Source organism: Staphylospora marina, from assembly GCF_003856495.1.
In the GTDB taxonomy this organism is placed as follows: domain Bacteria; phylum Bacillota; class Bacilli; order Thermoactinomycetales; family Thermoactinomycetaceae; genus Staphylospora; species Staphylospora marina.
In genome coordinates, this window is record NZ_CP034118.1 from 507,067 (window position 1) to 530,590 (window position 23,524).

28 protein-coding genes are annotated in these 23,524 nt (G+C 54.3%); 15 read left to right on the forward strand and 13 right to left on the reverse strand.

Annotated features, from left to right (window positions below):
• Window positions 1–22 precede the first annotated feature (22 nt).
• Complete coding sequence (locus EG886_RS02680) at window positions 23–1,312, reverse strand: glycoside hydrolase family 18 protein (protein WP_124726692.1); 1,290 nt, start codon at window positions 1,310–1,312, stop codon at window positions 23–25.
• 88 nt (window positions 1,313–1,400) lie between these two features.
• On the opposite strand from EG886_RS02680, the gene EG886_RS02685 reads away from it, so the two are divergent.
• The gene (locus EG886_RS02685; RefSeq protein WP_164491609.1) at window positions 1,401–2,624 is read left to right on the forward strand and encodes an alanyl-tRNA editing protein; all 1,224 of its coding nucleotides are present in this window, start codon (window positions 1,401–1,403) and stop codon (window positions 2,622–2,624) included.
• Between the two features lie 184 nt (window positions 2,625–2,808).
• On the opposite strand, the gene EG886_RS02690 is transcribed toward EG886_RS02685, so the two are convergent.
• The 3 genes from EG886_RS02690 to EG886_RS02700 all read right to left on the reverse strand — a co-directional run bounded on the left by EG886_RS02690 (window position 2,809) and on the right by EG886_RS02700 (window position 3,784).
• Window positions 2,809–3,021 carry a hypothetical protein gene (locus tag EG886_RS02690; protein ID WP_124726694.1) on the reverse strand — a complete coding sequence of 71 codons (213 nt, stop codon included), beginning with the start codon at window positions 3,019–3,021 and terminating at the stop codon, window positions 2,809–2,811.
• 155 nt (window positions 3,022–3,176) lie between these two features.
• Window positions 3,177–3,386 (reverse strand): hypothetical protein, encoded by a 210-nt coding sequence (locus tag EG886_RS02695; protein ID WP_124726695.1) that lies wholly within the window; start codon window positions 3,384–3,386, stop codon window positions 3,177–3,179.
• Window positions 3,387–3,565: 179 nt separating this feature from the next.
• Window positions 3,566–3,784, reverse strand: a complete 219-nt coding sequence (locus tag EG886_RS02700; RefSeq protein WP_124726696.1) for a hypothetical protein — start codon at window positions 3,782–3,784, stop codon at window positions 3,566–3,568.
• Window positions 3,785–3,848: 64 nt separating this feature from the next.
• Between EG886_RS02700 and EG886_RS13900 the strand changes: the two genes are divergently transcribed.
• A complete protein-coding gene (locus EG886_RS13900) occupies window positions 3,849–4,088 on the forward strand; it encodes an HAD family hydrolase (protein ID WP_241154352.1) in 240 nt (79 codons plus the stop codon).
• A gap of 209 nt (window positions 4,089–4,297) precedes the next feature.
• On the opposite strand, the gene EG886_RS02710 is transcribed toward EG886_RS13900, so the two are convergent.
• From EG886_RS02710 to EG886_RS02740, 7 genes are all read right to left on the reverse strand, one after another.
• Entirely contained in the window at window positions 4,298–5,458 is a 1,161-nt protein-coding gene (locus EG886_RS02710) for an ABC transporter substrate-binding protein (RefSeq protein ID WP_124726697.1), read from the reverse strand.
• 15 nt (window positions 5,459–5,473) lie between these two features.
• The gene (locus EG886_RS02715) at window positions 5,474–6,211 is read right to left on the reverse strand and encodes an ABC transporter ATP-binding protein (protein ID WP_124726698.1); all 738 of its coding nucleotides are present in this window, start codon (window positions 6,209–6,211) and stop codon (window positions 5,474–5,476) included.
• Window positions 6,208–6,987 carry an ABC transporter ATP-binding protein gene (locus EG886_RS02720; RefSeq protein WP_124726699.1) on the reverse strand — a complete coding sequence of 260 codons (780 nt, stop codon included), beginning with the start codon at window positions 6,985–6,987 and terminating at the stop codon, window positions 6,208–6,210. Before EG886_RS02720 ends, EG886_RS02715 begins: the two co-directional genes overlap by 4 nt.
• Window positions 6,963–7,979 carry a branched-chain amino acid ABC transporter permease gene (locus EG886_RS02725; protein ID WP_124726700.1) on the reverse strand — a complete coding sequence of 339 codons (1,017 nt, stop codon included), beginning with the start codon at window positions 7,977–7,979 and terminating at the stop codon, window positions 6,963–6,965. Before EG886_RS02725 ends, EG886_RS02720 begins: the two co-directional genes overlap by 25 nt.
• Window positions 7,980–8,858, reverse strand: coding sequence for a branched-chain amino acid ABC transporter permease (locus EG886_RS02730; RefSeq protein ID WP_124726701.1), 879 nt, complete (start codon window positions 8,856–8,858; stop codon window positions 7,980–7,982).
• A 345-nt stretch (window positions 8,859–9,203) separates the two neighbouring features.
• A complete protein-coding gene (locus tag EG886_RS02735) occupies window positions 9,204–9,437 on the reverse strand; it encodes a hypothetical protein (protein WP_124726702.1) in 234 nt (77 codons plus the stop codon).
• Between the two features lie 123 nt (window positions 9,438–9,560).
• Complete coding sequence (locus tag EG886_RS02740) at window positions 9,561–9,752, reverse strand: hypothetical protein (RefSeq protein ID WP_124726703.1); 192 nt, start codon at window positions 9,750–9,752, stop codon at window positions 9,561–9,563.
• Window positions 9,753–10,017: 265 nt separating this feature from the next.
• Here EG886_RS02740 and pnuC point away from each other — a divergent pair, with 265 nt between their 5' ends.
• The 10 genes from pnuC to EG886_RS02790 all read left to right on the forward strand — a co-directional run bounded on the left by pnuC (window position 10,018) and on the right by EG886_RS02790 (window position 18,314).
• Window positions 10,018–10,716, forward strand: coding sequence for a nicotinamide riboside transporter PnuC (gene pnuC, locus EG886_RS02745; RefSeq protein ID WP_124726704.1), 699 nt, complete (start codon window positions 10,018–10,020; stop codon window positions 10,714–10,716).
• Window positions 10,713–11,747, forward strand: a complete 1,035-nt coding sequence (locus tag EG886_RS02750) for an AAA family ATPase (RefSeq protein ID WP_124726705.1) — start codon at window positions 10,713–10,715, stop codon at window positions 11,745–11,747. Before pnuC ends, EG886_RS02750 begins: the two co-directional genes overlap by 4 nt.
• A gap of 1 nt (window position 11,748) precedes the next feature.
• Window positions 11,749–12,447, forward strand: coding sequence for a GH25 family lysozyme (locus tag EG886_RS02755; RefSeq protein ID WP_124726706.1), 699 nt, complete (start codon window positions 11,749–11,751; stop codon window positions 12,445–12,447).
• Between the two features lie 273 nt (window positions 12,448–12,720).
• On the forward strand, window positions 12,721–12,924 hold the full coding sequence (locus EG886_RS02760; RefSeq protein WP_124726707.1) for a hypothetical protein: 204 nt from the start codon (window positions 12,721–12,723) through the stop codon (window positions 12,922–12,924).
• 12 nt (window positions 12,925–12,936) lie between these two features.
• Window positions 12,937–13,251 (forward strand): hypothetical protein, encoded by a 315-nt coding sequence (locus tag EG886_RS02765; protein WP_124726708.1) that lies wholly within the window; start codon window positions 12,937–12,939, stop codon window positions 13,249–13,251.
• A gap of 12 nt (window positions 13,252–13,263) precedes the next feature.
• Window positions 13,264–13,932 carry a TraC-like domain-containing protein gene (locus EG886_RS02770; protein WP_124726709.1) on the forward strand — a complete coding sequence of 223 codons (669 nt, stop codon included), beginning with the start codon at window positions 13,264–13,266 and terminating at the stop codon, window positions 13,930–13,932.
• Window positions 13,933–13,947: 15 nt separating this feature from the next.
• Window positions 13,948–15,834, forward strand: a complete 1,887-nt coding sequence (locus EG886_RS02775; RefSeq protein WP_124726710.1) for a VirB4 family type IV secretion system protein — start codon at window positions 13,948–13,950, stop codon at window positions 15,832–15,834.
• Window positions 15,831–16,835 (forward strand): M23 family metallopeptidase, encoded by a 1,005-nt coding sequence (locus EG886_RS02780; RefSeq protein ID WP_241154353.1) that lies wholly within the window; start codon window positions 15,831–15,833, stop codon window positions 16,833–16,835. The genes EG886_RS02775 and EG886_RS02780 overlap by 4 nt, the downstream gene beginning before the upstream one ends.
• A gap of 17 nt (window positions 16,836–16,852) precedes the next feature.
• Entirely contained in the window at window positions 16,853–17,368 is a 516-nt protein-coding gene (locus EG886_RS02785) for a hypothetical protein (RefSeq protein ID WP_124726712.1), read from the forward strand.
• Window positions 17,361–18,314, forward strand: a complete 954-nt coding sequence (locus EG886_RS02790) for a conjugal transfer protein TrbL family protein (RefSeq protein WP_124726713.1) — start codon at window positions 17,361–17,363, stop codon at window positions 18,312–18,314. Before EG886_RS02785 ends, EG886_RS02790 begins: the two co-directional genes overlap by 8 nt.
• Before the next feature lie 25 nt (window positions 18,315–18,339).
• Here the strand turns inward: EG886_RS02790 and EG886_RS02795 are convergent, their stop codons facing one another.
• Together EG886_RS02795 and EG886_RS02800 are read right to left on the reverse strand one after the other, a co-directional pair.
• Window positions 18,340–18,681, reverse strand: coding sequence for a hypothetical protein (locus tag EG886_RS02795; protein WP_124726714.1), 342 nt, complete (start codon window positions 18,679–18,681; stop codon window positions 18,340–18,342).
• Window positions 18,682–18,838: 157 nt separating this feature from the next.
• Complete coding sequence (locus tag EG886_RS02800; RefSeq protein ID WP_124726715.1) at window positions 18,839–19,183, reverse strand: hypothetical protein; 345 nt, start codon at window positions 19,181–19,183, stop codon at window positions 18,839–18,841.
• Between the two features lie 131 nt (window positions 19,184–19,314).
• On the opposite strand from EG886_RS02800, the gene EG886_RS02805 reads away from it, so the two are divergent.
• The 3 genes from EG886_RS02805 to EG886_RS02815 are packed head-to-tail and all read left to right on the forward strand — an operon-like array spanning window position 19,315 to window position 23,464.
• The gene (locus EG886_RS02805) at window positions 19,315–20,166 is read left to right on the forward strand and encodes a hypothetical protein (protein ID WP_124726716.1); all 852 of its coding nucleotides are present in this window, start codon (window positions 19,315–19,317) and stop codon (window positions 20,164–20,166) included.
• 41 nt (window positions 20,167–20,207) lie between these two features.
• Window positions 20,208–22,139, forward strand: coding sequence for a VirD4-like conjugal transfer protein, CD1115 family (locus tag EG886_RS02810; RefSeq protein WP_164491610.1), 1,932 nt, complete (start codon window positions 20,208–20,210; stop codon window positions 22,137–22,139).
• Between the two features lie 41 nt (window positions 22,140–22,180).
• Window positions 22,181–23,464 (forward strand): type VII secretion protein EssB/YukC, encoded by a 1,284-nt coding sequence (locus EG886_RS02815; protein WP_124726718.1) that lies wholly within the window; start codon window positions 22,181–22,183, stop codon window positions 23,462–23,464.
• The last annotated feature ends 60 nt before the right edge of the window (window positions 23,465–23,524 follow it).

Sequence of the window (23,524 nt, forward strand, 5' to 3'; positions counted from 1 at the left end):
GGACTGTTTTTTTTGCGGAGAGTCATCCTCTCTTCACCACCTGGAAGTTTTCTCCGATCAACAGCCAGTTTTGCGGAAAGGAAAGTCCCAATTTCCAGTAACTGATTCCGCGCAAGCCCATTCTCTTGACCAGATCAAATTTTGCCTGGATGGACCGGGCATCTTCAAACCAGACCTGGTGGGATCGTCCCCGGTCGTCGGTATAGCGAAAGTGGGGAGCTTGCGCCCGTGTGTCATATTGGATCGCGGCGCCTTCCCGCGCGGCGATGCGGATCGCTTCCTGCGGGCTGACGGCGCGGGCGGGAGGATTTCCGGGACGGAAAGGAAGCGTCCAATCGTATCCGTACAAATTTTGTCCCATCATGATCTTGTTTCTCGGGATTTCGGTGACCGCGTAATCCAGCACCCGGCGGACTTCGTTGATCGGCGAGACCGGCAAGGGCGGACCGCCGCTGTATCCCCATTCGTAGGTCATCAGGACGACGAAGTCAACGATTTGACCATGTGCCCGGTAATCATGGGCTTCATACCACTGACCGCGCTGGGTGCGCGACGTTTTCGGGGCGAGAGCGGTGGAGATGAGCAGTCCTTCCGCATGCAGCCGGTCCCGGGCTCTTCGCAAAAACCGGTTGTACGCTTCCCGGTCTTCCGGGGGCAAAAATTCGAAGTCGAAATGCACGTCCCGGAACCCGATCTGCCGCGCCGTGGAAACAATCTCATTGAGCAACCGGGTTTGCACGTTTTCATCGGTGACGAGGATGTGACCCAGCTCGTCACTGAACCGGTCCCCTTCCAGATTGGTCACCACCATCATGAGGGAGGCCCGGTTCTGCCGGGCGATGTTCGGAAAATCGTCCAGCGGAGGTGCCTGAAGCGTACCGTCCCGACGTGCCCGGTAGCTGAAGGGAGCCAGATAGGTCAGGGAAGGGGCCGCTTCCCGGGCATCGGCCACCAGTCTTTCGGGAACTTCTCTGCCCAAAGGTTCCACGTACGCGTTGATCTCGGCAGTTCGCCGGGGAGCGGACGGGATGAACAGGCGCATCCCCGGAGTCAGCAAAGCATTCAGCGGGATCCGGTTCGCCTCCGCGATCCTGAGCACCGGGATTCCGAATCTGCGGGCAATGGTCGTCAGCGTATCTCCGCGTCGAACCCAGTAATAACGGCCCTGAATCGGGATCACCAGTGCCTGCCCCGGAACGAGGCGCGACGGATCGGGAATCCGATTGGCACGGACCACTGCCTCGACCGTGGTCGAATAGGCGGCCGCGATCCCGGTCAGTGTCTGGCCGGGACTTACCACGTGAATCTGCATCATGCATCCTCCGTTTCGGGATTTATTGATGATGTATATGTCGGCGGGAAAAAACGTATGTGAAGCGGGGGATGCAGGAAAGGAACGGATGAAAATGAACAAGGAAACTCCGCGCACGCGTCTTCTGTATTATGAAGATCCCCGTCAGATGCGTTTTTCGGCAACCGTTCTGAAAAGGGGAGAGGTCGGGGGTCAACCGGCGGTGGTGCTGGACCGGACCGCCTTTTACCCGGAAGGAGGCGGACAACCGGCGGACCGCGGCGTGCTTGATGGCGTGAGGGTGTTGGATGTCCGCAGGGAAAGCGGTGACGTGTGGCATGTCCTGGAACGGGACATGCCCGCCGGACCGGGAGAGGAAGTCACGGGGATGGTGGATTGGGAGCGGCGCTTTGATTTCATGCAGCAGCATCACGGCCAACATCTGTTGTCCGCCGCGTTTGAAGACGTGTTGGGGGCGAAAACGCTCTCCGTGCACATGGGAGAGAAGACGTGCACGCTGGATGTGGACCGTCCGAATCTGACGGAGAAAGAGGTGACCGACGTGCTGGAACGGGCCAATTTCATGGTCTGGTCCAACGTTCCGGTTCACGCGCGCTTTGTGGATGAGGAGGAGTTGAAGCGTCTTTCCCTGCGCAATCCTCCGAAAGTGTCGGGACCGGTGCGGATCGTGTCCGCGGGTGAGTTTGACCATTCTCCCTGTGGCGGAACTCATCCGCTCCGTACCGGTGAGGTGGGCATGATCGTCATTTTGCGCCATGAACGGCACAAGCGGGGAACCCGGGTGGAATTTGTTTGCGGGAAGCGGGCGCTGACGGAATTCCTGCGAAGAAACGAACGGCTCCTGAGCGCATCCATGCTGACGGGAACCGGATGGGACATGCTTCCCGAACGCGTGCGTCAACTGCGCGCATCGGGAGAGGAAGCCAACAAGGCTTTGCGCAGGATGAAGGAAAGGCTGGCGGAACGGGAAGCGGACGAGCTGCTGCTGTCCGGCGAGCGGCTTTCCGGGGAAATTCCGCTTGTCTGTCGCGCTTGGGAACATCGACCGGTCGACGAATTGAAACGGATCGCCGAGCGCATTTCCGAGCGGGGAGGGGTCGCGCTGCTGGGGACGATGGAAGGAGACGCCGCCAAATTGGTGTTCGCCCGTGGCTCCCGACCCGATGTCAACATGTCTGACCTTCTGAAAGAATGCATCAAAATCGCCGGTGGAAAAGGAGGCGGGAGACCCCATCTCGCACAGGGGTCGGCTCCGAACCCTCAGCGGCTCGGGGACATGCTGGAGCATGCGAAACGCCGTCTGTCGCAATGAAAAACGCCCCGGGCAAACCGGGGCGCGGGAGCCGGCATCATTCTCCGGAGCCGGCAGGAATCGGGAAGAATCCTTTCCCGAAGCCGAAGGAAAAATGCCGGATCATGGGTCATGCGTTCCTGCCGCATGACAGGATGTGACCGTTTTTCAGGAAACCGGCCGGGCTCGGGGCCGTTTGATCCGTTCAGTCGGACCAGGACTCATTGTCGGTGTGACGGGGAGCCGGTCTCCATTGTCCCCGCTCCAGCCGATCCACCCGGCGTTCCAGCTGCTGAACCGTGCGGTTCAGACGCCGAACTTCCGCCTCCAGCACCGCAACCCGCTGGTTGAGGTTGAAAAACGGCGGGAATTGCTGTTGGCTGGCGTAAAGGTCTTCGTAGTCGTAATAATAGTACATGCTCGACCCACCTTTCCGTTTTCAGTCACGGCATGATATGCACCCGGAGGCGAATCGGCAACGGTCAACCGTCCATCTTTTTTCCCGTCGATCCAAGCACGGTTTGGCGGCAAAAAAACCTGCCCTGCGGCAGGCTTGTTTTCTTTCTTGAAGATTCAGCTGCAAAACATGATGAATTTGTCCCAAGCATTGTCACTCATATAAAAACCATCTGCTCTTCTCTCATATTTGATGCCCTTTTGCTCCATACATGGTACTCTCGGCGACAGATCACCACGATTTTTCAAAGGTTTCGTTTGAGCACAGGCGACCATCACCAACATGGACAGAGACAAGACGGAGATGGACTTCAAAAGGTTTCTCACCCGACTCCTCCTTTTGATCAGGTTCAAAGATTGGATTGCAGTTGTATTACCCGTGGGGTGGTGGCTCACAAACCCTTTCAATGAAGGGTTTTGGAAAAAGACAAAGTCTGCTTCCCATGCGGATCGGAAGCAGACTTCGGATGATGTTTTCCTGATTCGACTCCGCCGGATCAGGGAAATCAGAGTTCGTAATCGCGCAGGGTGCGGATTTTTTCCGGCTGATCCTCGTCAATCACCCAACCGATTTTTTGCAAAGCCGTTTCAATGTGAATCTTCCGGTCGGGATCTTGGGCCGTGGTCCCATCAAAATACGCGTTTTTCAGTGAAGAAACGATCTGCCCCAGTTCTTCGCTGGTGAAAATCTGGTCAAGGGTGTCCTGGATTTGTCCTTGGTCCATGAAGCGTTCCCCCCGGATGAGGTCTTTGGAGCCTAGAATGTGCAGAATGGGGGGCATTTATCCCGTGAAAGCGCTGATCTTCGATTTTGACGGTTTGATTGTGGACACGGAAACGACATGGTATCAAGTATACCGGGATGATGTAATAAGGATCAAGCCTGATCCGGAACTGTATCTGCGTGCCTTGGAGAGACCGGGGAAGTCGAAAAGAATGGACTTTCCACCCATCGAGGCCCGGATTTCCTCGTTTGAAGAGATCACGCCGGAGGGGCTGGCGGACTTGCTCTTCCCGGAGGCTCGCTGACATGGATTCACTGACCGAAGGAAGGAAGAAGACGGCTTTCTTCCTGTCATTTTGTTTGTAACGATATGCCGGAAAACTTGGTATTCATTCGTTGCATCACGGAGCAGATGGCGGGAATCTTATGGATGAACAAAGGCCAGGATTGATCTCCTGGCCTTTGAAATGTCCGAAATTCAACTGCCCATCTCCACATGGATCGGGTGTTTTTCTTATTTTTTCAGCACCCATTTGCCGCCTTTCACTTCGGCCATCACCATCGTTTCGGAGGTCAGGCCGTTGTGGTCCTTGGCGGAGAAGTTGAACACGCCGGTGGTGCCTGCCCAGTTTTGCGTGTTCTCCAGGAAGTTGCGAATGCCTTCGCGGGTCGTGTTCCCCTGTTCGATGGCATCCATGATCAGATGGAACGCGTCATAGGCATAGGAAGCGAAGTTGGTGGGTTCGCTCTGGTGGACGGACACGTATTGATCATAAAATTCCTTCAGCACTTTGGATTGGGGGTCACTGTCGGGAATCTCGGACGGGAACAGCAATTTGCCCGTGGGAATGACCACGCCTTCCGCCGCATCGCCGGCCAGCTGAATGAACGCTTCGTTGGCGATTCCGTGGCTGCCGATGTACGGCATGGTCATGCCGAGCGCTTTGCGGTTTTTGGCGATGATGGCCGGTCCCGGATTGGTTCCCCACACGATCATGGCCTGCGCGCCCGAGTTTTTGATCTTGGTCAGCTGCACCGTCATGTCCTGATCCTTGGTGTTGTACGATTCGCTGGCGACGATGGAGACGCCGTATTTGCCGGCCAGTTTGGAGAGTTCTTCCTTGCCGCTGGTTCCGAAGGCATTGGAGTCATGGATGATGGCCAGTTTGGTCCAGTTGTTCTTTTTGGCCCAATCCAGAACCCGTTCGGCGGCGTGTTCATCCGAGTGCGGAGTTTTGAACACCCAAGTGGATTCTTCCACCGGTTGCACCACTTTGACGCTGGCGGCGAGGGAAATCAGGGGAACTTCGTTTTCCATGGCCAGTCCTTTCATCGCCAGGCTGGCACCGGTGGTGGTGGAGCCGATGAGAGCCAGCACGTTTTCATCGTGGATCAGCCGGTTGGTTTCTTCCTGTGCTTTTTGCGGGTCGCTTTCATCATCGACGAGAACGAGTCTCACCTTGATCTTGCCCTGTTCATTCACCTGTTTTTCCAGGAGTTTCAGGGTGTTGTACTCGGGTTCCCCCAGCGGGCTGGCCGCTCCCGTCTTGGAGACCACGGCCCCGATCACATACTCTTCGGGAGCCTCTCCCTGCCCGCTTCCTCCCGAACAACCGGCCATCACCAGACCGGCTGCCAGACTTGTCGACAACAAGATTCGCCACATGCGTTTCATTTGCAAGCCTCCTTTTCAGGATGTCAAAGATTTGCCGAGATAAGAGTCCTGGATCGCCGGGTCTTTCGCCAGTTCGGCGGCGTCCCCTTCCCGCGCGATCCGACCGGTCTGCAAGATGTACGCCCTGTCGGCGATGCGCAGGGCTCCCCGGGCGTTTTGCTCCACCAGCAGCACGGAGGTGGAAGCTTGGTCCCGGAGTCTCCGGACGAGCGCGAACACCTCCTGCGTCATCAGGGGAGAAAGGCCCAGGGACGGCTCGTCCAGGAGAAGCAAAACGGGTTTGGACATCATGGCCCGCCCGATGGCCAGCATTTGTTGCTGGCCGCCGGAGAGCGTTCCCCCCAGCTGCTTCTCCCGTTCCTTCAGCACCGGAAACAGTTCATACACTTCCCCGAGCCGCTTTTCGATCTCCCGTTTGCCGGCTTTTCGCAACGTCCATGCCCCCATCAGCAGGTTCTCGTGAACCGTGAGCGTTCCGAAGATTTGCCGGTGTTCGGGTACGTGAACGATGCCCATTTTCACGAGATCTTCCGCCGGCAGCCGGTGGATGTCCCGGTCCCGGAAGCGGACGGTTCCGGCGATGCTCGGGAGCAGCCCGGAAATGACCCGCAGCAGGGTGGTTTTTCCCGAACCGTTTGCCCCCAGCATGGCCACGATTTCGCCGGAGCGAATTTCCAGCGACACATCTTTGAGCACCTGGATGGGGCCGTAGCCCGCCGACAATTTTTCCGTGCACAAAAGGGTCTCGCTCATCCCGTCACCTCCGTCTCTTCCCCGAGATACGCGCGGATCACGTTTTCGTCCGTGCGCACCTCCTCCGGCGTTCCTTCCGCGATTTTTTGACCTTGATTCAGCACCACCACCCGATCGCAAATGCTCATGACCAGATCCATGTCGTGTTCCACCAGCAGGACGGTGACACCCTGTTCCCGGATCTTTCGGATCAGCGCACCCATCCGTTTGGTTTCGGTATGATTGAGACCGGCGGCGATCTCGTCCAGAAGCAGAAGCTTGGGACGGGAAGCGAGCGCTCGGGCCAGCTCCAGCAATCTCAACTGCCCGAGAGGCAACAAGTGGGCGGGTTTGTGAGCATCCTGCTCCAATCCGACGAATGAAAGCGCTTCCAAAGCGGAGCGAATCAAACGCCGTTCTTCCTCCCGCACGCCGCGTGTGGGAAACGCCGTTTTCAAAAATCCGGCGGATCCTTGCAAATGACATCCGATCAGCGTGTTTTCCAGCACGCTCATTTCCTTGACGATCTGAATGTTCTGGAACGTGCGCGACATGCCGAGCGCGGCGATCTCATGCGGCTCCCGGCCGTGAATCGGTGTTTGGTCAAAGAACATTTCGCCTTCCGTCGGTGAGAGAACTCCGGAAATGACATGGAACAACGTGCTTTTTCCGGCGCCGTTGGGCCCGATCAGTCCCGTGATCGTTTCCTTTGAGACGTCCAGGTCGACCGCGTCGACCGCCACCAGTCCGCCGAATCGGCGACTCACTTTTGTCAGACGGAGGAGCGGATGTCGCATGCGGATCCCTCCTTTTCAGATCCGGCCGCCAGCGCCGCTTTCGGTTTTCGCCACCGATTCTGAAAACGCTCCTTCAGCTCGGGGACAAGTCCCCGCGGCAGGAACAGGACGACCAGCATCAGGATGAGACCGAAAAGCACCAGTTCAAATTCACTGGTGATCCCGGGGATTTCTTCCCCCAGGAACTTGACACCCACCCGGATGGATGAGATGAGGATGGCTCCCACCACGGCTCCCCAGACCGAACGCATGCCGCCGAGCACCACCATGGTGACGAACAGGATCGACGTGGACAGCCCGAACGTTTCCGGAGACAGGCTGTATCCCATGTGAGCGAACAGGGCGCCGGCCAGACCCGCCAACATGGCACTGAACACGAAGGCCTGCATCTTGTGTTTGCCGATCGCCACTCCCATGGCCGCCGAAGCCGCTTCGCTGCCGTGAATGGAGGAGAGGGCGCGGCCGATCCGGTGCCTGGCGATGTTGAGCGTCATGAACACCGCGAGCAGGGCGAAAAACCAGACGAAGTAGTAGTAAGGAATCCCCGTTTTGATTTTCAGGCCGAGCAGCTCCGGCTTCATGATGCCGTACAGGCCGGAAGCTCCGCCGGTCAGGCTCGTCCACTCATTCAGCAACACGTGGATGCCGATGCCGAACGCCAGCGTGGCCATCGCCAGGTAATACCCGCGCAGTCTGGACAGGGTTCTGCCCAACAGGAACGCCACCAATCCCGGAAGAATCATTCCGGCAACCATGCCGAGCCAGGGACTGAAACCCGCTTTCACGCTCAACACGGCGGAGGTGTACGCCCCGATGCCGAAAAACGCCGCCTGTCCGAGCGAGATTTGTCCCGCATATCCCATCAACAGGCCCAACCCCACCGCCACGATGGCGTAAATGCCGGTGAACGTGGCCACCGTCAGCAGGTACGAGGAATCCGTCAGCCAGGGGAACAGCAAAACAACCAACGTGAACAGACCCAACGCCCGCAATCAAAGTCCTCCTTTCCCGACGGATTTTTCTCCGAAGAGCCCTTGCGGCCGAATCAGGAGAGCGATCAGCACAATGGCGAACACGATCGCGTCTTTCATGCCGGAATCCACATATCCGGCTCCGAAGGACTCCATGACTCCCATCAACACTCCGCCGGTCACCGCACCGGCAGGATTGCCGAGTCCGCCCAGAATGGCCGCTGAAAACCCTTTCACGCCGAGCAGCGTGCCGACGTCATACGCGGGATAAAGGACGGGGGAAATCACGATGCCCGCCGCCGCGCCCAGCACGCCGCTGATGACGAAAGACAGGGCGGACATGCGGAGAGGACGGATGCCCATCAGGCGTGCTGCCGTGCGATTGGAGGCGACGGCCTGGAATGCCTTGCCGGTGAGGGTTTTTTCCAGGAACAGATAGAGCAGGATCACCAGTACCAGCACCGTTCCCACGATCCAAAGGGTTTGCGGGGTGACCGGAACCGGACCGAGCATGAGGGGATCATCTCCGGTGAAAGAGCTCACTTTGACGGCATCTTTGCCCCAGATCATGCTGGCCACGCCCCGGAGAAAGATCGACGCCCCGATCGTCAGGATGATCAGGCTGAGTTCGTCGGCGTTGCCCGCTCTCCGCACAAGCCCCCACTCGATGAGAAAACCGAGGAGAGCCACCAGCAACACGGTGGAAACAGCGGCCGCCCACAGGGGAAGACCCGCTTCCAGCAGCGTGTACAACAGCATCCCGCCCAGCATCACAAACTCTCCCTGGGCCAGATTGACCACCCTGGACACGCTGTAAATCGTGACAAATCCCAATGCCACCACGGCATAGGTGCTTCCGATCGTCACTCCGGTCCACAGAAACTGGAAAAATTCTTCCAAGGCATTCACTCCTCTCGTTGGGAAAATGAGGGGATGCAACCAAGGAGTGCCGTGCATCATGCAGAAAATATAGTGAAACATGAATAGTTGTTAAAAATAGTAGTTGAAATTGCAATGTTTTGTCAATAATGAAAACATTTCCTTTATATTAAAAGAAATTTTGAAATAATCAGCAGAACAATTGGATTCATCCATGGGACACGCACGTCCGATGCCGATGACTCCCGGTCAAATAAAAAACGCGCTGAAACATCAGCTCCATTCAAGCCCGACGGATCGGGTCGGCCGTTTTTGGAGCCGAAGATTCAGCACGTGAATGGTGCATGGCAAGTCATGCCGGCTTCGTCAGCCGAACAACAACTCTGAAATGCGGGGCAATCTCCCCAAGTGGGTCATGTAGGCCAACGCAAGAAAAACAACGATATGAACAAAGATTCCATACAAAACGACAAACTTCTTGTTTATGACAAGCTTATTGTCTATGACAACCTTAAAGTTTGGGGTCATGAACTTGGCTATGATGACAACATCCACCACACAGAGCAAGGCGACGATGACGAACAGAATCAGGTAATCCATCAAAATCAATCCCACCTTTTTTTGTCAAGGGTTCGACGCCGGCGTCATGGACATGGAATGTTTTCCCGGGCGGATTTATTCTGAAACTTTGTTTTTCGCCTGACTCATTGAGGAGGACCGCAATCACTTCTCCGCCAACAATTCCGTAATGCCCGGAATGAATCCGGTATATGTCAACAAAGCCAAAATCACGAACACAATGACATGGGCAGACATGACATAGACAAGAACCTGTTTCGGGAGTGATTTCAGGACAATCCAATCCACCAGAATGAAGATGACGAAAATGCCAAACAGAATCAGAATGTCGAGCAAGACCGGTCCCGCCTTTCGAAAATGCAACTGATTTAGTGAACTAACTATTATTTCTTTGAGTTTTATAGGAATACCTGTAGTGTAAAGAAGGTTTTGAAAGATTTTGATGGAATTAGCATGTAATGTGTGAACGTCACTGTTGGAAGACCGGACCGTGTCTAGAAGTCGAACGAGGGTGCGATGCGGGGAATCCCGTGATCTATCCTTGCATGGGGATGATGTTCCGACTCGTGAATCGAACAGACAGAATCAGGAGGAGACAGGCATGCCGCTGAAAAACTGGAATTGGTTTGAAAAGATCTGGCTTTTGTCATTTTCCGGCGTGGCACTCATTCTTTCCGTGCTTTGGAAGGATACGCTGTTCGGATTCTCCGTCTTTCTTTCCGGCGTGATTTGCGTGGTGCTGGCGGCGAAGGGCAGCATCTGGACGTATGCTTGGGGCATGTACAACACGCTGGGGCATGCGTGGATCAGTTGGCAAAGCGGGTTGTACGGAGAGACCATGTTGAATGCGCTTTATTTCTTCCCCATGCAAATCGTCGGATGGTGGCTGTGGAGAGAACGCATGAATGAAGAGACGGTGCAAATGCGCAAGATCTCGCCTGCAGGAGGAATCGCGTTGGGAGTGTTGTGTGCACTGGGCACCTGGGGGTACGGGTGGTGGCTGTCAACGCTTCCGGGGCAACAGACGCCGTACATGGATTCTCTCACCAACGTGTTGTCGGTGGCGGCTCAAATCCTGATGGCGCTTCGCTATCGGGAGCAGTGGGCGCTGTGGATCATCATCAACATGGTTTCCGTTGCGATGTGGAGCCTCCGCCTGACGGATGGTGCGGAAGAGGCGGCCACCATGGTGGCGATGTGGTCCGCGTACCTGGTGAACAGCGTGTACGGATGGATCTCCTGGAGCCGTGGCGCCGATCGGGACATGAAGGAAGAGAAACACAGGGAGCTGACGGCATGAGGATCAAGAGGACGGGCCTTACCCTGGGAAAATTCGCCCCCTTGCACAAAGGACACCAGTACATGATCGAGACGGCCCTTTCCGAAGTGGATGAACTGGTCATTCTGATCTATGATGCGGCGGAAACGGAAATTCCGCTCAGCGTGCGGGCGGAGTGGCTCCGCCGTCTCTATCCGCAAGCGGTGGTGCTGGAAGCGTGGGACGGACCGCAGGAAGTCGGAGACACTCCAAAGATCCGGACGATGCATGAAGAATACATTCTCCGGAGAATCAAGGGCCGGAGAATCACCCATTTCTATTCAAGCGAGTTTTACGGAGAACATGTCAGCCGGCGATTGGGGGCGATCAACCGTCAGGTCGACCCGGGCCGGACCGTCTTTCCGGTGTCCGGAACCCTGGTCCGGGAAGATCCCTTCAAATGGCGCGATTACGTGCACCCGCTCGTGTACCGGGATCTGATCACCGGCGTCGTGTTTCTGGGAGCGCCGTCCACGGGAAAATCCACGCTCGCGGAAGCGTTGGCCCGCAAGTACGGCACCGTTTGCATGCCCGAGTACGGCCGGGAATACTGGGAGGCTCACCAAGTGGACCGCCGCCTGACTCCGGAACAGCTGGTGGAGATTGCACGCGGTCATCTGGAGCGCGAAGAACGGCTCCTCACCTCGGCCAACCGGTATCTGTTCGTCGATACGAACGCCATCACCACGTACATGTTTTCCTTGGATTATCACGGATTTGCCCTGCCGGAGCTGGAAGAGCTCGCCCGGATGGCGGCGTCCCGTTATGATCTGGTCTTTTTGTGCGCGGATGACATTCCGTACGACGACACCTGGGACCGGTCCGGAGAAGTGAAACGAGCCGTTTTCCAGAAACGGATCATCGCCGATCTCAAACAACGGCGGATTCCGTACATCGAATTGCGCGGCAATCTGGATGAGCGGATCGCCACCGTGGAGCGGGTGCTGGCCCGCTTCCGCAAGTATGACAGCCTCGGGGAATGGGCGCTTCGCGGCATTGAGGGACGGATGTGACATGAAAAAGTGGCTGTGGTTTTTGGGGGGTTCAGCCCTGCTCCCCCTTTTGGGCTGGCTGAACTGGAACGGCTACATCTGGCACAATGAGTTGTTTGCCATGCCGTACGAAGTCCGGGGTTTGGATGTTTCCCATTATCAGGGGCGGATCGACTGGGAGCGGGTGGGGAAAGACGAGGACATCCGTTTTGTTTTCATCAAGGCGACCGAGGGAAAGACGCTGGTCGACCGGCGGTTCCGGGAGAACTGGAGTGGAGCGAAAGCCCAAGGGCTCAAGGTGGGGGCGTATCATTTTTTCACCACGAAAAGCACCGGGCTGGAGCAGGCGGAGAATTTCATCCGGACCGTCCCCAAGGAACCGGACAGCCTGCCACCGGTGATTGACGTGGAAATCCATCTCGGACACGATCGGAACAACATCCGGAACGAGCTGGAGACGCTTCGGTCCAGCCTGGAGAAGCACTACGGGAAAGCGCCCGTCTTTTATGTCACGTACGACACCTGGAGAACGTACATTTCCCGTGATTTCGGGGAACATCCGGTTTGGATTCGCGACATTTACACGCACCCGGACCTGGACGGAAAGGAGTGGCTGTTTTGGCAATACGCCAACCGGGGGCATGTCGACGGCATTGACACCTGGGTTGATTTGAACGCATTTCGAGGAAGTTTGGAGGATTTTGAAACCATGTTTCCTTGAAGGATTCGCGTCTTCTGTTTGGACATGGATGGCCGCCCGCAAGTCGGGCGGCTTTTTTTTTGTGGCTGCCATTCCGACACCGTTCCAATAAAAAGATAATATTTTTCCGGTTGCTTTCCGAATGAATGAAAACGATTACGGGTTTCTATATGAAAAATTTTATTGATCATTTATTTACAACGATTTTTGAATTCATTTATAATCTATTTTAAAAATTTGTTGTAAGATGAGGTGACCGGTTTGAACCCCTTCAAAAAGCTGGAAGATTTTCTGATGAAAGACGTCGTGAGCGGTTTGCTGGACATTATCACCCCACTGGCCATCATTGGAATCTTGGTCAGTGCCATCGGCATGTATCTGTCCACGGAAGAACATAACCGGGAACGTTTCAAGAAGAGCCTGATTTCCATTTCGATCGTCACCATCATTGCCTTCATGGCTCAGGGAATCATCAAATGGTTGGAAGTCAAATTCTGAGGAGGGGTTGAATTGCAGGAACAAAAGCGGTTCAAAATCCCCAATCAGATTGATTCGAGCATACATATCTGGAGATTTGTCAGATTGAAAGATTTGATCATTTTGACGCCACCGGTTGCCGTTTCGGTGGTGTTGTTTATGTATGTCCTGCCGGATCTTCCGTTTCAGATCCGCTTTTTTTTCAGTGTGTTGCCGTCTCTGACGACGGCTTGCCTGATCTTCATCCGGCCCATGGAACGGAAAAACATCACGCTCTTTGACTACATCCGGTACAAAGTCGAGTATGACCGCAGGCAGCGGATCTATTATTTCAAAAAACGAAGATAGGGGGGAGAGTCGTTGGCGAAAAAGAAGAAAGCTCCGGAAATGACCGTTCAGGATTTGATTCCTGTCCGGAACATCTACGATTCGATGATCGAAACCACGGACAATCGCTTGGTCAAAGTGGTGTCCGTGACCGCGGTCAACACGCATCTCATGAGTCATTCCGAAGTGAGAGAGGTGCTGGAAGGATATGAAAACTTCCTGCGTTCACTGAAAAAGCCCATCCAGATCGCCCGGGTGTCGGAACCGGTGAATCTGAAAAAGTACATTGCCTCACTGACGGACCGGCTGAAGACGACAACCAACCCGTTCAAGCGACGCATGCTGGAGAGTTACATTGAATACGCCGAACAGCTTCAAAAAGACCGGGACATGATCAAGCGGAACCGGTACATCATCATCGACGAGCCGTTCTCCGGGGAAGCGGACAAAGAAAAAGCCGTCCGCGAGCTGAAACGCCGCGTGGATGAACTCAGGCTGAATCTGGAGGACATGCTTTTCCGGCAAAAGCTGGAGGTTCACGTGCTGACGGACCAGGAACTCCGAAAATACCTGCACATGCTCTTTGACTACGAAAATGCTCAATTGTATCACATGGAAGACAGGAAAGAGTATCCGTACATCATCGGACCGAGAAACCTGTTGGAAACCGCGGAAGCCATCCGGAAACGGGAAGAACTCTGATCGGGGGTGAAGCGCATGTTCGGCTGGTTCAAAAAGAAAAAAGAGGAGCCGACGCAAACGTTGGAAAGTCTGATCGGGGACAATCGGGGCTTCCTGGACATCATTTCTCCGGACAGCATCGAGGAGCAACCCAACTATATCCGGTTGGGCGGCAATTATTGCCGGACTCTCTGCGTCTCCTATTTCACCAACGACGTGCAGGCCAATTTCCTGCAAAACCTGCACAATATTCCCCATAACGTGTCCATCATTCATCACATCGAGCCCACGGACAGTGAAGCGATGATCAAGTCTTTGAACCGTGCGGTCATCGAATACCGTTCCCGGCTCAACGAGCCCGGCCTCCGGCCGATGGACGAGATCCGCATCACCAATGACCTGAAAGACGCGGAGATCTTGCTGGACAACCTCACTTCCGGCCGGTCGCAAATGTTCAACGAACACATGTACATCCACATCCAGGCAAGCAGTCTGGAAGAGCTGAATGAAGTCACGCTGCTGGTGAGAAACCACGTCAGCAAGACGATGAAACTGCTGATTCCCCATTATCGGATGTTGCCGGCCTTTCAATCGGTGCTGCCGCTGAGACAAAACCTTCTCAGTGACATGACATACAGGAACTTTGACACGGAATCCCTGTCTTCCCTGTTTCCGTTCGACGAGTGTGAGATTTTCTCCGAGAAAGGCATCATCAAGGGGAAAAACCTGAAAACCAACAGCATCGTCATCGTGGACCATGATCAGTTGCTGAATCGCAATGAAGTGGTCATCGCCACCAGCGGCGGGGGAAAATCCACCTATTTGTTCGGGGACATGATCCGTCGGTGGATGCAGGGAACCGTGATCCGGGTGGTGTGTCCGAAAGGGGAATTCGGAGACAAGGCCAAACAGCTGGGCGGGGAATGGGTGAAGATTTCCCCGTTGAACGGCAACATCATCAACCCGTTCGAGATCATGTACTCCTTGATCCCGGAGGATGAAACGGGAGAAAAAGTGGCCGCGTCGCTGCTGCACCAGAAGATCAGCCGCCTCAAAACCATGTTCACCCTGATTTACAAGGACCTGAAAAACAAGCAGGTGGAACTGGCGCTGCTTGAAAAATTGCTGGTGGAATTGTACGCGGACAAGGGAATCACCTGGGACACGGATTTTTCGACCAAAGGGCGCGAAGATTTTCCTATCATGATCGACCTGTACCGGAAAATCGCGCAGAAGATGGAAGAATCGGAGCAGTACCGGTTGCTGGAGGACCTGTATCAGGTGCTCTATCCGTATGCGGAAGGATCCTACGCCAAATGTTTCAACGGATACACCAACGTGGACCTGTCCAATGATTTCATTGTCTTCGATATTTCCGATTTGCGGGATGAGTCGGATTTGCAACAGGTGGCCATGTTCAATATCCTCACCTTCCTTCAGGATGACGCGCTCAAGGACAAAACGACCGTCACGCAAATTTACGTGGATGAAGCCCACGTGCTCGCCGACCCGCGAAATCCGCTGGCCATGAAGTTCTTGTCCAACATGTACAAGCTGATCCGTTCGTTCCAGGGAGGCGTGACCAGCGCCACGCAGCAGGTGGGGGACTTCCTGTCCGCCGTCGAGGGATCCCGGAACTACGGGGAAGCGGTGATTCTCAACTCCATCTCCAAACTGTATCTTCCGATGCTCCGTGAAGAGATGAACGCCATCATGCAGCGGACTTCCGAGGTGTTTTCGGAAGAGGAGCAACGGTTGCTGGTGGTCAAGGAGGAGGAGAAAGGAAAAAGTGCCGGTCGGGGCATTTATGTGGTCGGCTCCAAGAAAGTCAACCTGTATGTGGAGCTCACACCGGAAGAATTGAAAATCTGGGATCCGAAATGGTACCAGCGCAAATACGGTCGCAAAGGGGACACCATGTGATTTCAAAAGCCCTGGTGATCAAAGAACTGATCAGGTACGGAGCGTATGTGGCACTCGGCTTGTTGGTTGTGATCATATTAGGGGTTTTCGGCAGCAGCGATGGTTCAGAGCAAGTCGCGGAAGCCGTCCATTGCCGACCTTCCGGCCAAACTCCCACCGTGGAGGAATTGAACAAAAAACTCCTCGGGAAGGGAGTTTTTGAGGGGAAAGCGGATGCCTTTATCGAAGCGGGAAAACGTCACGGGGTGGATCCCGTGCTCGTGGCGGCCATCGCCTTCCACGAGACCGGAATGGGTACTTCCCATATGGTACGCACCAAGAACAACCCGGGGGGATTGTATGCCAACGGGGGCTTCATGGAGTTTCCCACCTTGGACGACGGGATCGACAAAATGACCGAAAATCTGGCGAAGAATTACATCCGGCAAGGCCTCAAGACACCGGAACAGATCGGCCCCAAATATGCCCCGGTTCCCGATGAAAACGATCCGAACGGGCTGAACCGGCATTGGATTCCCAATGTGATCAGGTATGTCAATCAACTCGGGGGTCTGTCCTATGACTGTTCTCCTGTGGATCTGGAAAATCTGGGTCCGGTTTCCGCAAGCGGATTTCTTCGACCGATACCGACGAATTTCCGGATTACCAGCAAGTTCGGACCTCGGTGGGGCCGAATTCATACAGGGCTGGATTTTGCATGCCAGGGAGGGGTCACCCCGATCGTGGCTTCCAAAAGTGGAAGAGTGGCGGCTTCCCTGTTCGGGACACCGGGATCCGGGTTCTTCGGATACGGCGAAGTGGTGCTGGTGGATCACGGAGGCGGGGTCCAAACGTTGTACGCCCACATGACCCAAAGGAATGTGAACGTCGGCGATCAGGTGGCGCAAGGACAACAACTGGGCATTTGCGGTTCCACCGGCAACAGCACCGGTCCTCATCTGCACTTTGAAGTTCGGATCAATGGTGGAAGGTTTGATCCGCTGCCATTTTTGGAGCACTGAACGGAAAGGGTGATTGGGTGAACAAAGCCCTGGTTTACGGTACGATCTTGGGGGCGCTGTTGGTCGTTTCCCTGACCGGCAACGCCGTTTTGTACTCGGAGAACAGCCGGCTCAAAGAGACGGTGGACAAGCTTCAGGAGCACGATCGGGCCACCGGGGTTGCCAGGGAGTTCGTTCTTGCCCTGATGGGAAAACCGGGTCCGGAACAGGAGAAGAACATCCGGGCCATTTCCACAAGAAAAGCCCAAAACAAAATCTTTGAAGAGGATCCGCACGGCGAACAGGGACCGGCCGAGGGAGTGGAACCGTCCGTCACCATTATGAGGACCTACTGGAACCGGGTGAACACGGACAAAATTAACGTGATCGTCCGCTTCCGCATCGACTTCAGCGTCGGAAACGGCGGTACGACGGGTTTGTATGAAATGGGAGTGGACGTGATCCGGGAGGGGGATGGTTGGAAAGTGGACGATTATGACTTCGAGGAGATGCAAGGAGAAAGCGACCGGCCGGGAGGGGGAGATCATGAGTAGGCTCCGGAAGTGGCTCCTTCTGTTCTGCATGTTTGCGGTTCTCCTGATCATCAATCCCGGCGTCGCCAGTGCGGAAGAGATCGATTTCAAATGCGGTACATTTGATCCGGGGTGCCATATCGATCAGTGGTTGGCGAATATTGCCGTATCCACCACGAAAAAAGGGGTTGAATTCATTGCGAATCTGGCCAAAGAACCGAGTAAGTTACTCAGTAATACAAAGGTAAGAGAATTTAAAGGATATTTTGAAAAAGCGGCTTGGTCATTCATTACGGTTTTTTTCCTCTTCCATCTGGTGCGGGTCCTTGCCATGTACTGGGTGGATGAAGATTTGGTGCTTTTCAAACGGATGTTGGTCAAGTTGATCATTACGGTGACCATGTGTACCGGATATACATGGGCAATGACTGAGATGACAGCAGTCGCCAATGATACCATGATGGGGTTCGCGAAATTGGAGTTGTCGGTCACTCGAACAAATTTGTTGTTACAGGTGTTTAAAATACAACGGGGGTTCGTCATCATTTTGGCCCTGATATTTGCCATCTTGTTGATCATTGTGGCCATTCAGGTGGCCATCCGGGCAGCGGAGTTGGCGTTCCTGTTCATTTCCGGTCCCTTTGCCATCGCCACCAATCTGAATGAAAATTTCAATCTGTTTCCCGCATGGTGGCGAAGCTTGTTGTCAATTCTGATTACCCAGGTATTCCAAATCATCATGCTGTCCCTCACCATCCAGTTGTTCAGCGATGTGCGCATCGATAACGATGCCAGCCTGACCAATTTCATCTGGGGAATGGGGATGATGGTTCTCACCCTTAAATCACCTTCGTACCTCAAGGAATTGATGTACTCCACGGGAGCTGGGCAAGCAGTGGTCGGAGCAGCCGCAAAGTCCGGGATGGAGATGGGAAAAGCCGTGTTGAGCCGGCTGATGAGAAAATGAATAACCAGGAGAGATCCTCTCCTGGTTATTGTTTCTTCTTGTATGTGCATTTAAGTTTGCCATCAACCAGAAGCAACGTACCATCTTCCTGAAGTTTAAGCTCAATGACTTCAGTCAAGACCTTCAGATCATATGTATATTTGTCGCCTTCCAGTTTTTTGATCGTCCCGGTAACGTCATCATTGTCTTCTCGTTCCATATGGAGCAATCCTTTTTCATAAAATATCAGTTCAATGGGGCAGAGCCAATTATCATTGGTTATGCGGGTCCATTCCCCGATAAACTGATCTTCGTCTTGGGAACATCCCGTGACGGACATGAGAGCCAACACCGAAATGACAAGGAACACCCACGCGTTTCTTTTCAATTCTGACATCCTTTCAGAGCGTTCAGAGCGTTGCTAGGTATATTCAAGCATTCATATCAACATGAAATCGTTGATTTTTTTGAATGGATATCCTTCTGCGTGAATGAGTAGTATCCATGTTCCAAGAGGGAAATAACAAGTAGGATTGATTTCCTCGTCATTGTTTCTTCTTGTATATGCATTTCTCCTTACCGTCTCTTGACAAGAACACAGTCTGATCTTCCTGAAGTTTGAGCTGAATGACTCTTGTTTCGACCTTCAGATCAAATGCGTAATTGTCGTTTTCCATCTTCTTGATGGTACCGGTATAATCCATGCCATGATCAATCACCAAGGTGAGCAAGCCATTTTCATAAAATTTCAGTGCGGAAGGGCAGATGGGATCATCATCATTGATGCGGGTCCATTCACCGCGAAACTGATCTTCGTCTTGGGAACATCCCGTGACGGCCGCGAGAACCAGCACCGAAATGAAGAAAAGCACCCAAGCGTTTCTTTTCAATTCCGTCATCCTTTCTTTCATGGAGGAACGACTGGCTGCGTTATTTAATTTTACTTTGACATTGTTGTTTTTGTACAGTAAAATTTTTCGGCATGATCCAAGATATTGAAATATTTCTCGGGAGGGGAACCATGACGGCGTGGGACGTGTTGCGGGATCGTGTGAGTGACGGTGTGGCGGAGCTGCTCGCGGAATGGTTCCGCTTGTGGCTGGAACGAAAACACCGGGAGAACAGGTCGGCGGAAGAAGCATACGCGGCACACAGGGAAACGCTGAATTCACTGGAGGAGCGGGTAAAAAAAGAGCTCAAGGATCACGAACGGCAACCTTCCGATGCCGTTCTGACCAAGGCGGAGGCGTTCGTGTCCCTCAAAACGATGGAACGGGAAGAATGGGTCCTCGAGTTCGAACAAGCCCGGCAGACCTCCATCCAAACGGGGAGATCCGCGGAAGAAACGTTTCATGAGCGTCTGAAAGCCAGACTGATTCATCAGGTCATGGACCGTCCTGCCGGTACGTTGGTTCAGGTGAACGCAATCGTGGAACGGGTGGAGAAAGTCAAGCGAAATCTGTGGAGCATGGATAAAGACATCAACGAACGTCTCGGCCATCTGTACCGGATGCACATGGAAGGGAAAATCGGCAAAGAAGAGTTTGTCGGGAAGCGGGACGAATTGTTGAAAGACAGAGATGCCGTTCTGCTTCGGAAAGACAAGTGTTTGGGACTGGAAAAAAGGCTTCAACTGAAGCTGCAGCAGGAACTTCAATCCATCAGTCCGGGAGTGCGAACGGAGAGACTGAGTCTGCGTCAGACGTGGGAACGGATCGCGATTATCAAATCGGGACAATTGATCCACGCGGTGGAAGGCAAGAGGGAAACTCCGGATCAGGAGCGAACGTCCGACCGATCCCGGTCTGATCAAGATCGTTCCCGACCGGACAGGGACGCAGGCAGTAAGGATGCTATTTCTTTGGAACGATGAATGAAGGTTTTCCTGATCAGGGAAGGGGAGGACATGGTGCGATGCAAAAAGCCGACATGCGAAGTTTGATCGGCGCCCTGGTCGCGACATTGCTCGCGGTGGCGGGAGTGGAGTGGGTGTTGATTGCCTTGATCGCCACTTTTCCCGCGTTGGACCAATTTCAGGGCGCCTTGCTTTCTCTCTCACCGGAGATGCTCGAGCGGGCATTCCGTGAACGAATGTTTCTCACGCTGCAAATCGGTGTGGCCGGAGGGGCTGTCTGGTTGTTTTTCCGGCTGCTCAAGATGTTCGGAGGGGATGGCCGTTACCGGAACGCGGCGGATTACGGAGCATACGGAACCAGCCAGGAGAGCAGGCCGGAGGAGATTTTTGACGACCGGCAGTTTTGCAAAAGAACCTGGAACAAATCACCCGAGCGAAATCTGGAAAATCCGCGGGGACTGATTTTCGGCCTGTTGGACGGACGGCCCGTCATTCTGCCGGAGAACACCTCCATTCCCAACCGCAACGTGTTTATCGTGGGACCACCGGGATCGGCCAAAACGCAAGGATATGTGCTGACCAACATCATTCACGAGCGCGATCGGTCCATGGTGGTCACGGACCCCAAAGGAGAGATTTTCGAAGCGACGTATCGCCTGAAAAAGGAACAGGGGTATGAAGTCCGTCTGGTCAACTTCAAGGAGATGAAAGTCTCCGACCGCTATAATCCCATCGATTACATCACCAAGGAAGTGGATGCCGAGCAGGTGGCCACCACCATCGTACTCAACGCCCAACAGGACCAGAAGGCGGATTTCTGGACCCGGGCGGAAGTCGCTCTGCTGAAAACGCTGCTCCTTTACGTGAAGTATCACTGCCCGGAAAATCCGACCATGGCGAAGGTGAAGGAAATCCTGACCGTACACGGGCAGACGCCGGAACAGATGGACGAGTTTTTCGCCAGGCTTTCTCCGGACGATCCGGCCTATCGGGCCTATCAAATCGTCCGGATGGCCCAGGATCGGACGAGAGCCTCGATATTCATTTCGCTCGGGATCACCTTGAGCAAATTTGACAGCAATGATGTCCGCCGGTTCACGTCCACCAGCGATTTCCGCTTCGATGACATCGGCAAAAAGAAAATGATTTTGTATGTGATCCTCCCCGTGGCCGACTCCACCTGGGAGCCGCTCATCAGCACCTTCTTCAACCAGCTGTTCCAACGCCTGTACGACGTGGCGGACCACCACTTCAACCGTTTGCCGGTGCCGGTCAATCTGTTCCTGGACGAATTTCCGAACCTCGGGAAAATCCCGGGCTACGAAGAGATTCTCGCCACCTGCCGAAGCTACGGAATCAGTTGCAGCACCATCGTGCAGTCGTTCGGTCAGCTGATTGACAAATACAACAAGGAAAAGGCCGAGGCCATCCTGGCCAACTGCTCGCTCCGTCTCTTGCTGGGAGTCAACGACAAATTGACGGCCGAGTATTTCAGTGAACTGATCGGAAAAACCACGATCAAAACGTCTTCGTCGTCCGTTTCCAAAGGCAAGGGCGGAGGCAGTGAATCCAGCTCGGAAAGTTTTGCGCAGCGAAACCTCTACACGCCCGACGAACTGATGCGAATGGAACGGGACACGTCCATTCTGCTGGTGACCGGGTTGAACCCGATTCGCTTGAAAAAGATATTTCAGTTCCGGTTCTTCAAAGGGTTGTTGGGGGATCACAACAAAACCAGCCGCTTTGATTTTTTGAAGCTGGAGCGGGGAGAGGCTTGGATCGAGGACGAAACGAAAACCCTGTCGGCCAGGGAGACACCGACGCCGGTCCGAACGGAACCCGTCCGAAAAGAACCTGACCGCCCGGAATCGCAACAGATGGAAGAGATGACCATGGAAGACCTCGACGCGTTGATCGCAGACCTGGAAAAACAGGTTGAGGAAATTGAACGGAAACAGCTGCAGGAGGAAGAACAATCCGCAGTCGGGTGACAACATCCAAGAAACAAATCACGGAGACAGGGGGATGTGGGATGAAACGCATACCAATGGGAGACGGGACTCTGACCATTGACGGAGATCAGATCTTCTATCGCATTCCCGCGAAAGATTGCAACGTGACCCGCGAAGAGTTGATTGAAATCGAGGATTTACCGGGCATCGGTTTCCGGGCAAAAGCCCGGTTTACGGAAGACGAAAGCCAGTTGGAGTTGCACTTTGTTCCCGAGGAGAAATTCGTACCGTTTGATCGGATCCGCAACGATTGGTTTCAGGACGTTTCCGTCCGGCTGACCATTTCGCGCAACTTGCTGCTGATCGCCGACTATTTCATGCACAGGCCGCAATGGGTCACGCTGTTTCACCCCATGAATTTCTTCGTGCACGAGCAAGACGGCACCGTGTTGGTCCTTTACCGGGGACTGAAGGGACAGATGCCGGCACCGGGATATGAGGAAGAATCGCTGGCGGAACAGGTGAAGCGGCTGATTCTGCTCCTGTTCACCTCTTCAAAGTATGAGGAGCTCTTGCTCAACGGGAACAGTTATGCCGCTCGCCGGTTGATCGAAGCCTACCGCCCGCTCGTCAGGAAATTGCTGAAGGCCCGCGAGTTGGAAGAGTTGCAGCAAGTCATGGACGAAGCGATCGAAGAACATGCGCGGGAGATGGAACAGAAGGAAGAGGCTTCCCAGGCGGCCGGAGCTTCGGAGAAAAAACCGATCCCCTGGCTTCCCGTGGCGGGCGGGGTGGTCGGGCTGTTGGCGCTCATGGCGGTATTGTGGATGGATCCGGAGAGCGCTCCCCCGGAAGAATCGGCCTTGCCAAGGGAGTATGTGGACAGTCTCCGGGCGATGGCCATCCGCGATACCCGGTGGCTCACCCGTTCCCTGGAGCAACTGGATGATCAGGAACTGAAATCCCTGAGCCCGGATGACCGGCAAAGTGCATTGGAACTTCTTGTGTTCATCGGGGACATCGACCGCGTGAACAAAGTGGATCCGGAGTTTATGGCGAATTTCGCGCGGAAAGAGCAAAAGATCAAAGAGCTGCGATTTGAAAAAGCCGTCTATCAAAAAGACAACGGATTGATCACCGAACTGTGGAACCAGATTTACCTGACTCCCCGCCGTTACAAAATCGCCGTGGAGGCTTTCGCCCATCTCGGCAAGTATGAAGAGGCAAAGAAAACCGCCGAACAAAGCAAAGACCACCGTCTGGTGGAATGGGTGCAAAAACAACAATCACAGCAGCAATCCGGCGGTCAACAAAAGGCGAATCCGTCAACACCACAGCAGACATCGACCCAAAAAAACTCGTGAACGGTCTTGCTCCGCATTGCTGAACAGACTGAAAGGAATGATCAGAAGAATGAGAGGGAT